Raw genomic sequence first — 14,015 nt, 5'->3', positions numbered from 1 at the left:
ATCGTGAAAGCCATCAGGAAGCCGAACCACCGGTCGCGGAACAGTCCCTGTTGCCGGAAGACGTTCGTTCCGACAATGCCTACCTCGGCGTCGATACGGTCGCCGGAAGGCAACCGTCCTTTGAGGAAGTAGCGGAACGAGCGTTCATCCCACGCGAAGTCGTCCGGATCCGGGTCGCGGTCGTCGAAGACGAATCCGTGAACCGCCTTGAGATGTTGGAGGTCCGGTGTGTTGGCCATCACCACCCAGGGGTCCACCGGAAACACTTCGTCGAATTCGATCGCGCGGCAGACGAGCTGGTCAGCGGCTCGTGTGAACTGCGGGAGGTCGTAGTCCGGTGAGTCTCCGTTGAAGACCCAGAGCACTCCGTAGCGTTCCGCGGCCGGGTAGGCGAACAGCCGGGCTTTCGGAGGTGGGCTGTCGTCGCATCCGGTCCTCACACAGGTGCCTGATCCGTCGAAGACCCAGTGGTGGAAGGGACAGCGCAGCCCCTCCTCGGTGAGATCGCCGCCGGACAAATCAGCCCCCAAATGGGGGCAATAGGCAGTTGTGACGTGCGCGGTGCCCTCTCGGTCGCGGAAGGCGACTACCCGACCATCGAGGAAGTCGCGGCCGACCACGTTATGGTGCTCGACGTCCGAGGACAGGCATAGGGGATACCAGTTCCGGGAGAACCCGTTCTGGCCCTCTGGCGGAATCTTCAGCGCCAGCACTCGACGGGGACGGTCGTCCGGGCCATCGTTCCGTTCCGTTGACATGATGTGCTTACCTCCCGGTCCGGTCGGAGTTCACAGGTGGTGCGGGTCAGTGCGATTACCTTGTGGATCGCGATATCTGACGGCGCAGGAGAGCGGTGTCCCCGTAGGCGCCGAGTTCGGAGATCCTCATGTCGGCCGAGTATCGGAACACGTTCAGCCCAAGGATAGAAAAGTGCGCGCCGACAACGGCGTCCCGCGTGGCTTCGCCGTTGTTGGTGCGCGCCTGTCCGGATAGTCGCCATTGCACGGCAGTGCGCCCGCTGCCGCTGAAACACGTGTGCACTTCGAGACCGTCGTGCTCGAACTGCTCGTACCAGGACGTCAGGGACGTCCTGAGGATGTCGCGGTCGGCTGCGTTGAAAATTTCGGCTGCGTCGGTAATCCGAACATCGGGTGCGAAGCAGGCCAGGTGCGCTTCGATGTCGTTCTCGCGCAGCGCGACGGCCCATCGCTCGACGGCCTTGGCAACTGCGGGCTCGAGGTTGTCAGTCGGCATGTCTTTGCACTCCTTGTCGTTCGATCGGGTGGACCATCGCGCGGCGGGGTACCGCGTCCGAAGCCTTGCTGTCGAGTTCGCCCTCGGTCTGGACCGGACGACGACATCGCGTGGGTTGAATCCTTTGAACCGCGGGCCTGACGGGTTTTCATGCCGGAGGGTCCCGGAATCGGCAGTGCGCGGTTGTGTCGAGGCAAGTGTCTACTGCGTCGGCGATCGCGTCGACGTGGCGAGATTCGATCATGGTCAGATGGTTGCCACCCACGGTGCGCACGGCGACATCACCGTGAAAATACGGGGCCCAAGCTGTTTCGGGGTGCGGGTCGAATACGGTGTCGCGCTCGCGTGCGCGGAGGAACAGCAGGTTTGTGCTGCAGGAGGCCGGTTCGTGTTCTTTGATCGCTTGGTTGGTCGCGCGGACGACCTCTCGGATGGCGGGATCGAGGGTGAGAGCGTTGTGGAAAGCCTTCCAGGTATCCGGCGCGGTCTCGCGGAACGCGTCCAGGACCGCCAGCAGGCCTTCGGCAGTGTCGATGCCGAGTCTTCGGGAATCCGCTATGGGCAGGGTATCGATCAGCACTACAAGCGGCACAGCGGCCCCGCTGTCCAAGAGTTGTCTTGCCATCTCCTGGGCGATGACTCCGCCGGACGAGTGGCCGCCCAGCACGAGGGGATCGGAGATGCCGCGCGCGGAAAGCTCCCGGACGTATCGCGTAGCGATGTCCGTGACGCTGTGGCAAGCAGTTTCGCCTGGTTCCAGGCCGAGAGCACGAAGTGCGTGGATTCCGGGACCGGAGCGCAGGCGCTCGGCTAGCGCTCGGTAGGAGTACACCGTGCCGCCGATGGACTGCACCAGGACCAACGAGGGGGCGGAGCGGTCCCGGCGCGCGCGCAATGTAATCAGCAGTGGTTGGTCGGTGCCGCTCGTGTTTTCGGCTTCCGGCGGAGGCCGGAGCAGATGGTCGTGGAGGTCGCCGAAGGTCGGGTGGGCCATGAGAGTGTGCAGCGGACAGTGAATGCCGAGGCGCTGGCGGATCAGGCTGCGCAGTCGAATGGCAAGGTTGGAGTCGCCGCCCAGAGCGAAGAAGTCGTCCTCCCGGGACGCTGCGGGGGTGCCCAGCAGCTCGCACCACAGTCGGGCGAGCTCGCGGGCGGGGTCGTTCGAGATGGTCGTGGCGGGCTCGCTGTGTCCGGGTGGTGACGATCTCGGGTGTCCGCCGCGGTCGAAGGGATAGGTGGGCAGGGCGACGCGCCGGCGTCGACCGCCCTTTCCGGCCCGCCAGTTGATGTCGACGCCTCGGCACCAGAGTTGTGCGACGGCAGCGTGCACCGGGTGGGAGTCTCGTCGCATATCCGGTGGGGGCAAGGTCGGCAAGACCAGGCGGTCGTCGCCGGCGGCGGGGTGGAAGCCGACGAGCTTGGTGAGACTCGTTCCCGGACCGACCTCCAGCACTGTGAGGTCCGGGTCCTTGAGCAGAGTGGTGAGCGCGTCGGAGAATCGCACGGTGCCCCGCAGGTGGCGTGCCCAGTACCCGGCATCGATCGGTTCCGCCTGGGTGAGCCAGTCACCGCGCAGTCCTGACACGATGGGGATCTCAGGTATGTCATGCGACACCCGTGCGGCGGCCGTGTGCAACACGCTCATCAGGGGTTCGACCATCGAGCTGTGCAGTGCCGCGTCGCCCGGCAATCTCCGGTGCGCGGCCTCTTGGCCCAGCCGTCTCTCGAGTTCGTGCACGGCGTCGCTGGGCCCGGACACGACGCATTGGCGGGGCCCGTTCACCGCGGCCAACGACAGGTCGGGTCCGAGCAAGGGTAGAGTGTCCTGTTCGGACAGTCGGACGGCGAGCATGCCGCCGGCCGGCAGATCGCGGATCAGCGTGCCTCGCAGCGCCACCAGTTCGATCATGTCGGACAGAGAGATCACGCCGGAGACGCAGGCGGCGGTGTATTCGCCGAGACTATGCCCCAGCAGTGCGACCGGGCGCACGCCCCACTCCCTCAGCAGTTGAGCCAATGCGTACTCGGTGGTGACGATGGCGGCCATGGCGCACGCCAGGTCTGCGCGGTCGCCGGTGTGGTTCGTGCTGTGCAGCAGGGAGCGCAGGTCGCACCCGAGTACGGTGTCGAACAGGTCGGCGCACCGGTCGATTCCCTCCCGGTATACCTGTTCGGTCCGGTACAGGTCGGCTCCCATTCCGGCGTGCTGGTTGCCGGAGCCGGGGAACACGAACGCGACCGACGGTTCCGGTTCGGCCGCTGTGTCCTCGAAGAACCTGCCCTCGCCGGTACCCTCGACCGCATCGGCCGGGTCCATCCCCTCGCCGCAGACCGCGGCGCGTCGAAAGGTCATGGGAGCACGGCCTGCCTGGAGTGTGAACGCCGCGTCTGCCACCGGGATCGAGCGGTCCGCGCGCAGGGCCCGCGTGAGCCGGGCGGCCGTGATCGCGCGGCTCGCGCTGTCTCGAGCGGAGACCAGCAGGAGCTCCGGGGAGCCGGAGGAGGGCGGAGCGCAGCGGGCCGGCAGTTCTTCAAGCACGACGTGCGCGTTGGTTCCGCCGATCCCGAAAGAGCTGACGCCCGCTCGGCGCGGTGTGCTGTCGGCCCTCCACGGAATGGTGGCCGAATTAACGTGGAACAGGCTCTCGTCGAGGCCCGGGCCGGGACGCTGGAAGTGCAGCGTGGCGGGGATCATCTGATGCCGCAGGGCGAGTACGGTCGCTATCAGCCCTGTGACGCCGGCGGCGGAGTCCAGATGCCCGACGTTGCTCTTCACCGACCCCAGGACGCAGCGAGCTGCGCTGTCCGCGCGAGGTCGGAAGGCTCGGGACAGCGCTTTCAGTTCGACCAGGTCGCCGAGCGCGGTAGCGGTTCCGTGTGCTTGCACGTAATCGATGGTGTCGGGGGCGAACCCGGCGCTGCTGTGGGCGGCGGTGATCGCCTCGTACTGGCCTTCGACGCCGGGTGCCGTGAAGCCGACCTTCCTCGCGCCGTCGTTGGTGAGCCCGGAACCGCGTATGACGGCGTGGACATCGTCACCGTCGGCCAAGGCCTCCGTGAGTCTTCTGAGAACGACGACGCCGACCCCTGATGCAGGCACAAGACCGCCCGCGCTGGCGTCGAACGGGCGGCAGCGGCCGTCGGACGAGAACGTCCCGCCCTCTTCGTACACGTAGCCGTCAGCGTGCGGGGGAAGCAGGCTGACGCCGCCCGCCAGCGCCATAGAGCACTCTCCCGCCATGAGGCTCTTGCACGCCAGGTGCACTGCGACCAAGGACGTCGAGCACGCGGTGTGAACGGTGACGGCGGGCCCACGCAGCCGCAGCTTGTGGGCGACGTGCGCCGTCAGGAATTGGAGCGGGTTGCCGGCCAAGCTCCGCAGCTCCTCCGACGCCGTGGACGGCGGGGCCTGGGCCACCGCCCGCAGCCAGTGGTGCGGCGGCCCGCAGCCGCCGAACACTCCGATCTTCGCAGATGAGCCTAGCGGCGCATGACCAGCGTTCTCCATGGCTTCCCAGGCGGTTTCCAGGAACAGGTGCTGCTGCGGGTCGATCAGGTCCGCGTCGGAGGGGGTGAACCCGAAGAAGTGCCGGTCGAAGCCAGACCCCGTCGACAGCAGGCCCGCCGAACCGACGTGACCCGGTTGGCGGCCCGTTCCCCCGGTGTGGCTGATGCCCTCGCGACAGTCCCGCAGCAGGTGCCAGAACTCCTCCACGGTATCGGCACCGGGGAAGCGCCCCGCCATGCCGACGACCGCGATATCGAACTGCGCCGAGGACGGTGCGGCCTCGGGCTCTTGCCGGTCTCGTGGTGCGAGCTGAGCAAGACGCGCCGCGAGCTCCCGGATGGTCGGCGCCGCCAGCAAAGTGCCGATGTCCACATCGCGGTCGAGCTGTTGCCTGATCAGAAATCGCAGACGTACCAGCATCAGCGAAGTGCCGCCGGCGTCGAAGAAGGGAGTGTCGATCCCGACTGTGCCCACACCGAGCAAGGCACACCAGATGGAACGCAGCGCGGCAATGGCAGTCCTGTCGGGCGGGGTGAACGGGGCGGTTGCCCCGTCGGCCAGACCGGGGAGCGCCGCCCGGTCGATTTTTCCATTGGGGGACATCGGGAGGGCTGCCAGCGTCAGGTAATGCGAGGGAATCATGTGCGTGGGCAGCGTGCCGCCCAGGTGTCTCCGCAGCTCGTTTGCTGCCGGTCGGGTCCCTGCCTCTGAGACTACGTAGGCGACCATCCGTGCGGTCCGGTCGGGACGCCACCGCGCACGAGCGGATCGCGGGGTGTGTGCGCAGCGCTGCTTCGACTTCCTCGGGTTCGATGCGGAACCCGTCCATATTGATCTGGTGGTCGACTCGGCCCAGGAACGAGATCATGCAGTCGGGCCGCCAACGGGCTCTATCGCCGGACCGGTACAACCGTGCGCCGGGCCGTTCGCCGAAGGGGTCGGCCCGGAACCTCTCGGCGGTCAGCCCCGGGCGGTTGAGGTAGCCCCGTGCGATGCCAGGGCCGCCGATGTGGATCTCGCCGTCGACGCCGGGGGCGACCGGCCGCCCCGCGTCGTCGAGGATGCGCACGTCGATCCGCGGCAGCGGCCGTCCGATCGAAGGCCGTTCGGCTCCGGCACGGCAATGCCCCGCTGTGGTCAGGAAAGCGGCCTCGGCCGGTCCGTACCCGTTGATCAGGCGCCGTCCTTGCGCCCAGGTATCGACCACCTGCTGAGGCAGCGGTTCGCCTGCGCACACAATGGTGGCGAGTTCAGGGAATTCTTCGGCTTCCTGGTGCAGCAGCACCGAGGGGCTGAACACCGCGAAGGAGACACGGGACTCGCGGAGCACGCGTGACAGGTCAGACCCCATCAGCGCGACGCCGGGTGGCGGCATGCACAATGTTCCCCCGCTCACCAGGGCGTACATGAACTCCCACAGGCACATGTCGAAGCTGTACGACGATGCCTGAAGGACCCGTTCCGACTGCCCTGTTCCCAGTTCCCCCAGCACGATGTCGATGTGCGCGACGAGTTGGCGGTGTTCGAGCGCCACGCCCTTGGGGCGACCGGTGGAACCTGATGTGTAGGTGACGAACGCGAGATTGTCCGGTCGTCCCGCCGACTTCGGCGGCGAAGCGTGTTCGCGCTCCGCGGCGTCGTCCACGATCTCCACCGGCCGGGCGTCCGCGAGGTTGCGCGCGGCCAGGTCCGAACGCGTCAGCAACAGGGCCGTGTCGCTGTCCTCGATCATGAAGGCGTTGCGTTCACGGGGGTAGGCCGGATCCAACGGGAGGAATGCGCAGCCGGCCTTCCAGATCGCCAGCAGGCACACTGCGCGGTCTATGCCGCGGTCGAGGCATACGCCGACGACGTCCTCCGGTCCGAGCCCGCGGTCCTGCAGCCGATTGGCGAGCGCGTTGGCGCGCCGATCCAGTTGAGCGAACGTGAGAGTCCCGTCCGCGGCATCGACAGCCACATCGTCGGGCCGGGCGGCGACCTGATCGAGAATCAGGTCGTGAATGCGACGCGATGATCGGAGGATGTCGTTCACCAGCCCTCCTGAGAGTATTCGCGACGCGCCGTGGATCGGCGCGCGATCGCTTGGCGGTCGATCTTCCCGCTCGGCGTCAACGGCAGGCGATCGGTGACGATGATGCTGCCCGGCACGGAGTGGGCGGGGAGTTCGGCGCGGAGATACCGGCGAACGCGGTCGTTGTCGAGGTCATCGGCCCCGGTCAGATAGGCGACCAGCGCGCGGTCGACGCCGCGCGGTACGGCGACCACGGCGGCCTGGCGGATGCCGGGATGGCGCAACAGGGCCGCCTCGACCTCGCCGGGCTCGACCCGGAACCCGGAAACTTTCACTTGATTGTCGCGCCGCCCGAGGTAGTCGAGATTCCCGTCGGGAAGCACGCGGGCGCGGTCGCCGGTGTCGTACAGCAGAGCACCCTCACCGGTGGCGAACAAGTCCGGTCTGAAGCGTTCGGCGGTCAACTGCGGCTGGCGCAGGTATCCGTCCGACACACCGTCTCCGCCTACGTGGAGGTCACCAGCCACGCCGGTTTCGACCTGATCTCCAGAGGGCCCGAGGACATAAACGGTGGAACCGGGCACAGGCAGACCGATCGGCACGGTGGTGGCGGCCGGTGTCAGCTGTCGGCAATCGTAGGAGGTGGAGAAGACACCGTTCTCCGTAGGTCCGTACGCGTGGATGAGCCGCTCTGGCGCGCTCGCACGCTGTACTCGACGCACGCAGCCCGGGCCCAGCACATCCCCGCCCACGATGATGGTCTGCACACCCTCGAATGTCGCCGGGCGGGCGGCGGCGATTTCGTGGAACAACGCTGTGGTGAGGAATACCATGGACACTTGTTCGCGTCGGATGAGAGCTTCGAACACCTCCGGCGCGAGCAGCGTCTCGCGATCGACGATCACCAGCCTGATCCCGTTCGTCAGGGCGAACCACGTCTCGAACGCGCAGGCGTCAAAGCAGACGTGCGAGGTCTGGGCGAGGACACTGTCCTCAGAAGCGGGCAGCCACGATCGGTTCGCTAGGCGCAAGAGCGCTCGATGCGACACCCCGACGGCTTTAGGGGTACCCGTCGATCCCGAGGTGAACAACACCGCCGCGTGGGGGGGGCGAGGCCCACGCGACTCCCCGAGGGTTCTCGGAATGCGAGGTCGGTGAGCCGGAACGGCCCTCCTCGTCGTTCCGGCGGCGAGACGACGACGCACGAACCGCTCTGCTCCAGCATCGCGGCGACGCGTCTGGGCGGGTAGTCGACGTCCAGGGGCACATAGGCGGCACCGGTCTTGAGCACCCCCAGGGCCGCGATCACGGAAAGCGGGGAACGGGCAATCTGCACGCCTACCTTGTCGCCGGGCCGGACCTGGCGGTCCCGTAGGCGACGGGCCAGCTGGTTGGCGCGTGCGTCGAGATCCCGGTAGGTGATCCGCTCAGCCGAGGAGACCACGGCGAGGCGGTCGGGCGTGCGCTGGGCGTGCGCGGTGACGAGATCGTGGATGTGCATTTCATGATCCTGGATTCGTAGGTCGGACAACGTTGCCGCCGAGCGGAGGAGAACGCGTCGGACTGTGGCATCGGCCCATTCCGCAGGAACTGCAAACCGATGCGCAATCCAGCTGCCCGCTTTGTGCTGGGCGCTCGCCCACGAGCAACGAGCGCATCGTCGCCGTGACAGGAATATTCCTGAGGAAATGCCGAGCCGTCCGAACGCGCCGCGGCGTGGGGGCTGCTTTCCACGGGAATGCGTGGACGCCTCGGTCGCTTCTGCGAATTTCAGTATTGCCCAACCCGAAGTCAATGTCAACGAACTCCAGTCGGATGGGAATGGTTCACCGGAATTGTCCGCAGCCGAACGGGGGACGCCGTTGAAATTTGCTTCCCGGCGGGCATCCAGGTCGTGGCCGGAACTCTCGATACGGCTCGGCCAGCAGGTGTGCCTGCGATCGCGTGCCCAACGGGGCGGCAGGCGTCTTTTCCTGCCGAGTTCAGGCCGCATGGTCGAGAGATGCAGCCGCGGGGTGAGGGAGTGGCTCAAGCCGTCCAGCGTCGATTGCGGTGACGGCGGGCGTGGGCATGAAACCGTTAAATCTTCGATGGCGCTACTGCGTGGGCCGACGTTATTCTAGTTATCTGGTGCCAGATCTGCTCGCCGGGCAATGCTTTCCGAAGATCGCGGTCGCCGCTGTTCGCGGACTGGCGGTCGCGGCAACTAGCCGGCGCTGCGTCCCTCGGTTATTGTTTGCCCGACCGTGGAGTGGAGGCATGTTCGCCGACCATCACTTGAGGAGGTTGTCGGCTCGCGGGCATGATGGTATATTGCAAGATGCTTATCAAATGCGTAAAGCACGCACAGTTAGATAACGATCCGAAAACTTCGGACGAGGTTAAATTTATGAAATACTTTTGCCGCAAAGATAACTATTGTTAACTCGGTTTTCTTATCCCGGGAATCGGCCATCGGGTCGTATGTCGAGAGCTATCGCGCGGTGCCTCCTGACCTGCTCGTTGCCGCAGACCGGGTGATCGACATCGAGCGGACCGGGGACGAGGCTGCCGACCGAACGGAATCCGCAGTGGCTGCCATGGAATCGGCAGTGCAAGCCTTCTGGGGCGCGGTGGTCGGCGACCGGCCGGAGTGACCCCCAAGGCACGTCCGCAGGTGGGAAGTACGCGGGCAACCGGTACGACGCTGAGCCCTTTGCCGGCCACGGCATCGTCGCTCGTGGACCGCGCTCATGCTCTCCGCCAGCGAGAACGGACTGGCAATGCGGTGCTCGGCAAGTAGCGCGGCAATCCGGGCGACTGCGACCGGTAGCGTGCCGATCGTGGCTGGCTGGTCGACCATCACTGGCGCTGGGCGAGTGGCGAGCGATAGACACGGTGCACGACAGCATCCTCGGGAGTGTCGCGTCCTGGGCACAGGCGAGAGCGAACTCCACGATGGACCTCCTTCCAGGCTGGGTGAAAACCGAGGCTCGGGATGCGGTCGCCCGCTTCCTGCTTGCCGTCCCGCCATTTCCGCTTCCTGGGAAGGCCCGATTCACTGCGGGCTGCCGGACGCCAGCGGGGGAAGAACCTTGTCGACGAACAGGTGCAGGCTTTGCCAGCCGACATCGGGCGGGACTCCGCCGGCGAGCGGATGCAGCAAGAGCGACGCGGGCGCGGGCACCTGCCGGGCCAGTGAGACGCACTCGTCGGGAGTCACGACGCTGTGGAGGCCGCTGTTGCGGATTTCGCTGTCGCTGGACAGCGTCTGGTAGGGGCTCGCCGTGGGTTCGGCGGACCTCCAGCGGGCGTAGGAGTTGGCGTCGTGCCGTAGGCAGGGGGCGACGACGGCCCAGGTCCGCTCGGGATCCTCGGTGACGATGACCGACAGCCCCGCACCGGGAAAGGGATAGGCCAGGGGAGTGCCGCCGAGCCGGGCGCATTCGTCGCGGTAGATTTCGAGCAGTTGCGGATCCGGGATCATTGGCATGTAGGCGTCCGCCATCCGTGCCGCGCGCCTGGCGCTGGCGGGAGTGGCGCCGCCGAACCGTACCGGCGGCCGGGGACGTTGAACCGGGCGCGGGGTTACCGTTCCGCCGCGCCCGCGGTAATGCACCCGCTCACCGGCGAGCAGGGAGAGGAGAACGGCGGACTTCTCCAGGAAGGTGCCCACGCGGTGCGCGAACTGTTCGCCGTAGAAAGCGAATTCGGCGGGGACGTATCCCATCGTGAGCAGCAGTTCGACCCTGCCTGAAGAGATGTTGTCGACGACGGCGATGTCCTCGGCCATCGCGAACGGGTCGCGCAATGGCGTCTGCACGATCAGCAGCCGCCCGTGTGCGGTACGGGCGGCGACCGCTGCCGCCAGCGCGGCCGGAGAAGGTAGATACCCGTCGGGAGACTCGTGGTGTTCGGCGAACAGAAACCCGTCGCAGCCGTGCCGGTCCGCCCAGGCGCTCTGTTCGAGGACCGCCGGATAGAGCTTGTCGTGCGGGGCGCCGATGCCCGGGGCGCTGCGCAGGTCGTATCGGAGCATCCAGGTCACGGAACACTCTCCCTCGCCGGTATCAGTGGATCTGCTCGTGTCCCGTGCAAGATGCGGTGTCGGGGATTTCCCCCAGCTTTTCCATGGAGAGTCCGGACAGTTCCAGCAGTGTCGTGCCGGTGCCGGTCACGGCGCGGCAGGACGACAGGTCTGTTGTGGACAGTTCGATTCCGGCCGTGGCGTGGTCGGAAGTAAGCCCGAGGTCATTGCGGCCAGGGGCGTGCAGGTCGATTCTCCCGATGGCTCTGGGAACGTAAACCGCCTGGCGATCCCGATCTCGCAGCGGAAGCGCGACCGCGCGAGCGGCGGCGCACAGAAGGAGGAACGGTGTGTGCATGGCACCGAGGAATTCGCTGCCGTCGAAGTCCGGCTGCCATCGGCTCCAAGCTCGCTTCCCCTCGACGCGCGCGCCGGACGTGTTGGCGAAGATGCCGCGCAGGTGCACGGGCGAGTTCGTCTGGTAGTAGGGATCGGTTACCGGCCGCCAGCTCGTGTGCGGCGAGACCGCGCGCACCGGCGCGGCACTGGTTTCTCCCGGGCGGCCCAGCAGAACGTCAGCGCGGAAATGCCGCTGTCCAGCGCGGATGAGCGAGCCGTCCGGGGCGACGACGTCGCTCTCCAGGACGACTGTGACACGGGATTCTCCGACGGGCACTGCCTTGATCGTGACGGTGCGCGGTCGCCTGCCGGAGAACGGTCTGATGAAACGCTCGAACCGGGCGTCGCGAAACCCGGCGGTGGCCAGGCCCGGGCGGATGGCCTCGGCGGCCTGTGCGGCGATCTCGAGCATCAATGTGCCCGGCACGGCGGGCCGTCCGTCCACGCGGTGGTCGTCGAGAAAGCGGTCGACGTCCGGGTCGAAAGTGCATCGCCATCGGGTTTCGCGGCCCGACTTGCCTGCCTCCTCTCTCAAGTACCGAGAATGGGCTGCCGCGATCGGGCCGACGTAGCCAGGCCGTGCGCGGGAGAACAGGGTGCGCTCGCGGTCACCGAGATAGCACGATTCCCCGGAGTCCGAGGAAGCCAGTTCCGAGAGGAAGATCCGGGTGCCTTCGCGGGACGAGACGGCGGTGAAGCGGCCTTGCCGGTCGAGGTAGCTGCGGTTGAGCGGATCGGAGCCGTAGCCCGTGCCGGACCACAGCGGGAAGCCGATCGTCAGCTCTCTAGTGCCTGGGGCGCGAAGCCTGCTCGCGGCGGCGAGGAAGTCGTTGGCAGAGGCATAATCCGTGTCTCCCGGAACGCCGTAAGTGCCCGCGGCGGAACCGATGTTGCACCACAGCGACGGTGGCCTGCTGCCGAAAGCGGCTTTCAGGTTCTGATATCCGAGCAGCTTGGTGTCCCGGACAGCGCGGAAACGGGACAGCGGCTTGGTGTCGGCGTTCTCGGGACGGAAGACCCCCGCAGCGTGCAAGACGACATCGACCGTGCTTTCGGACCGGAGGACTGTCTCCACGGCGGCCCCTGCGGCGCCCGGATCGCGGACGTCGCAGGAAAGGTACTGCACGCGGTCCGTGCCGAATGTGTTCCGCAGCCGATCGAGGGCACGGCGTGCCTCGCGGGCGCGCATCAGGAGGCTGGCCTCTCGCGCGATCTCCTTCAACGGTCTGGCCGAGTCGTCACGGCGAAGCCGGCTGATCAGATCGCTCTTCGTACACTCGGCGGTGTGGGCCAGGTTCGGTTGTTCGGCCAGAACGGTGCGGCCCAGCAGCCACACACGAGGCCGGGCATGACGGGCAAGCGCGTCGAGCAGCTCGATAGTCACTCCACCGGTGCCGCCGCTGGCGAGCACCACAGAGGCATCGCTCAGCGGGAGGTGCCCGGGCGAGGCGGGAAGGGGAGCTTCGGTCAGGATCTCGGTATGGCGCCGGCCTTCGAGGTACCACACCACCGGCTCGGGACGGGGATTCTGTCGTTCGGCAGCCAGCAAACCGAGTGCGGAGTCTCCGGTGGCATCGGTGACCACCGCGAAAATCGGCGAGGCGGGCCGTTCCCACGACAGGCTCTTCACGAAGCCGGTGAACAGGGCGGCATGCGGCAGCGGGACACCGTCGTCGGCGGTCTTGGCGTGCCCGCACAACAACACTGCGAGCGAACCGCCGGCGTCCCAGCGGGACGCAAGCCGTCGCACCGCGAGCGACAACAGGTCGTGAAGCCGAATCAGTGCTGGCGAAGGCGTGGCAAGCGAAGCCTGGTCCGTACCGGTGAAGTCCGCGACCACGCTGAGCCGAGGTGGCGCCGAGTCCAGGAGCGCGTGCAGGCTCTGCATCGCGTCAGGATCGTCGAGGTCGGCAACGAGACGAGTTCCGGCCCGTACTTCGCGAGGATCAGTGGTGAGGATCGTGCCGGAGAGGCGTCCGGCGAGAGCGTTGTCGGCGATGAGGGCAATTCCTTCGCCGGTGGCAGGAGCCGGGGCCGCGGTCGCGACAGGACCGGTTGGCCTCAGAGCTCGCTGGTACCGGGTGACAGTTCCGCGTCGAACTGGAGATACGCGGAGCCCGGTCCCACGCGGGACGGCTGGCCGCAGGTCGACGGGCGCGCCGGTCTCGCATGCCTTGAGCAGCTCTACTGCGGCGTTGGCGCCGAGGTAGTCCCAGTCGGGCACGGTCGCGTCGCGAACGGACGTTGCGTCGTCGGTCGGCCGCACGGCGGCCAGGACCGGCCACCCGTGCCGTTCCGCCGTACCGGATTCGGCCAGCGCGAGGAGAAACGCCCCCTCGGCGGCCGGTTCCGCCGTCTCGGCCGTGCGGCCGGAGAGCGCACCGCACTGGTAGCTCAGCGCGAGGACCAGCCCGAGGTCGAGCTCGCCGGTGCGCAGGTACCGGCTGGCCGTGTTGAGCGCGGCCAGGGCGGTGTCCCGGCCGGCGGCAACCGTGATGCTCGCGCCGTTGAGATCGTAGCGGCTGGTGATCCGGGAGCCGATGACGTTGGGCATGACCCCCGGCTGGGTGTCTTCGGTGCATGCGGGATACCGCTCTCGAAGACTGGCCAGAGCGTGTTCGACCGTATCGGCGGATACATCACCCGTGGCGTTTCCGCGCAAGCCGCTCAACACATCCTCGGCATAGCAGCGTATTACCGCTCCGCCGAGAGCGCCTGGCACTCCGCTGTACGCGGTGATGACTCCGGTCGACCGGCGTACGTCGGCCCACAACTCGCCGTTCTCCTCGGCGAACCGGGCGGCCACTTCGCGAGCCATCAGATGCGCGGGATCCACC

Annotated in this window: 9 protein-coding genes and 1 pseudogene; 2 read left to right on the top strand and 8 right to left on the bottom strand. The window is 67.2% G+C overall.

Annotated features, from left to right (window positions below; all coding sequences use genetic code 11):
• From A4R44_RS31070 to A4R44_RS48410, 6 genes and pseudogenes are all read right to left on the bottom strand, one after another.
• Positions 1-713 (bottom strand): Rieske (2Fe-2S) protein (locus tag A4R44_RS31070; protein WP_198545495.1); only part of this gene is annotated, 713 nt, incomplete at its 3' end.
• A 100-nt stretch (positions 714-813) separates the two neighbouring features.
• Positions 814-1,254, bottom strand: a complete 441-nt coding sequence (locus A4R44_RS31065; RefSeq protein ID WP_067588595.1) for a nuclear transport factor 2 family protein — start codon at positions 1,252-1,254, stop codon at positions 814-816.
• A 148-nt stretch (positions 1,255-1,402) separates the two neighbouring features.
• Positions 1,403-5,491: a type I polyketide synthase gene (locus tag A4R44_RS31060; RefSeq protein WP_095213738.1), complete on the bottom strand. Its 4,089-nt coding sequence runs from the start codon at positions 5,489-5,491 to the stop codon at positions 1,403-1,405.
• Between the two features lie 82 nt (positions 5,492-5,573).
• Positions 5,574-6,719 (bottom strand): annotated as a pseudogene (locus A4R44_RS52695) (amino acid adenylation domain-containing protein); the annotation flags it as partial.
• Positions 6,720-6,790: 71 nt separating this feature from the next.
• Complete coding sequence (locus tag A4R44_RS31045; RefSeq protein ID WP_232791862.1) at positions 6,791-7,822, bottom strand: AMP-binding protein; 1,032 nt, start codon at positions 7,820-7,822, stop codon at positions 6,791-6,793.
• Positions 7,795-8,274 (bottom strand): AMP-binding protein, encoded by a 480-nt coding sequence (locus A4R44_RS48410; protein WP_067588585.1) that lies wholly within the window; start codon positions 8,272-8,274, stop codon positions 7,795-7,797. The genes A4R44_RS31045 and A4R44_RS48410 overlap by 28 nt, the downstream gene beginning before the upstream one ends.
• 982 nt (positions 8,275-9,256) lie before the next feature.
• Here A4R44_RS48410 and A4R44_RS48405 point away from each other — a divergent pair.
• Entirely contained in the window at positions 9,257-9,409 is a 153-nt protein-coding gene (locus A4R44_RS48405; RefSeq protein ID WP_157905050.1) for a hypothetical protein, read from the top strand.
• Between the two features lie 401 nt (positions 9,410-9,810).
• On the opposite strand, the gene A4R44_RS31035 is transcribed toward A4R44_RS48405, so the two are convergent.
• Together A4R44_RS31035 and A4R44_RS49400 are read right to left on the bottom strand one after the other, a co-directional pair.
• Positions 9,811-10,791, bottom strand: coding sequence for an LLM class flavin-dependent oxidoreductase (locus tag A4R44_RS31035; RefSeq protein ID WP_232791861.1), 981 nt, complete (start codon positions 10,789-10,791; stop codon positions 9,811-9,813).
• Positions 10,792-10,822: 31 nt separating this feature from the next.
• Positions 10,823-13,852, bottom strand: a complete 3,030-nt coding sequence (locus A4R44_RS49400; protein ID WP_369805964.1) for an SDR family NAD(P)-dependent oxidoreductase — start codon at positions 13,850-13,852, stop codon at positions 10,823-10,825.
• On the opposite strand from A4R44_RS49400, the gene A4R44_RS52690 reads away from it, so the two are divergent.
• Positions 13,793-14,015, top strand: a 223-nt coding sequence (locus tag A4R44_RS52690) for a hypothetical protein (protein WP_369805965.1), incomplete at its 3' end; no start/stop codon positions are given. The genes A4R44_RS49400 and A4R44_RS52690 overlap by 60 nt on opposite strands.

The organism is Amycolatopsis sp. M39 (genome assembly GCF_001651785.1).
GTDB lineage: Bacteria > Actinomycetota > Actinomycetes > Mycobacteriales > Pseudonocardiaceae > Amycolatopsis > Amycolatopsis rubida.
This window is presented reverse-complemented; position numbering and strand designations above follow the sequence as displayed.

What these genes read in the sequence shown, in the direction of transcription:
- A4R44_RS48410 (WP_067588585.1), bottom strand. Translation starts at nt 8,274, where the DNA reads ATGCACATCCACGATCTCGTCACCGCGCACGCCCAGCGCACGCCCGAC.
- A4R44_RS31065 (WP_067588595.1), bottom strand. Translation starts at nt 1,254, where the DNA reads ATGCCGACTGACAACCTCGAGCCCGCAGTTGCCAAGGCCGTCGAGCGA.
- A4R44_RS31060 (WP_095213738.1), bottom strand. Translation starts at nt 5,491, where the DNA reads ATGGTCGCCTACGTAGTCTCAGAGGCAGGGACCCGACCGGCAGCAAAC.
- A4R44_RS31035 (WP_232791861.1), bottom strand. Translation starts at nt 10,791, where the DNA reads ATGCTCCGATACGACCTGCGCAGCGCCCCGGGCATCGGCGCCCCGCAC.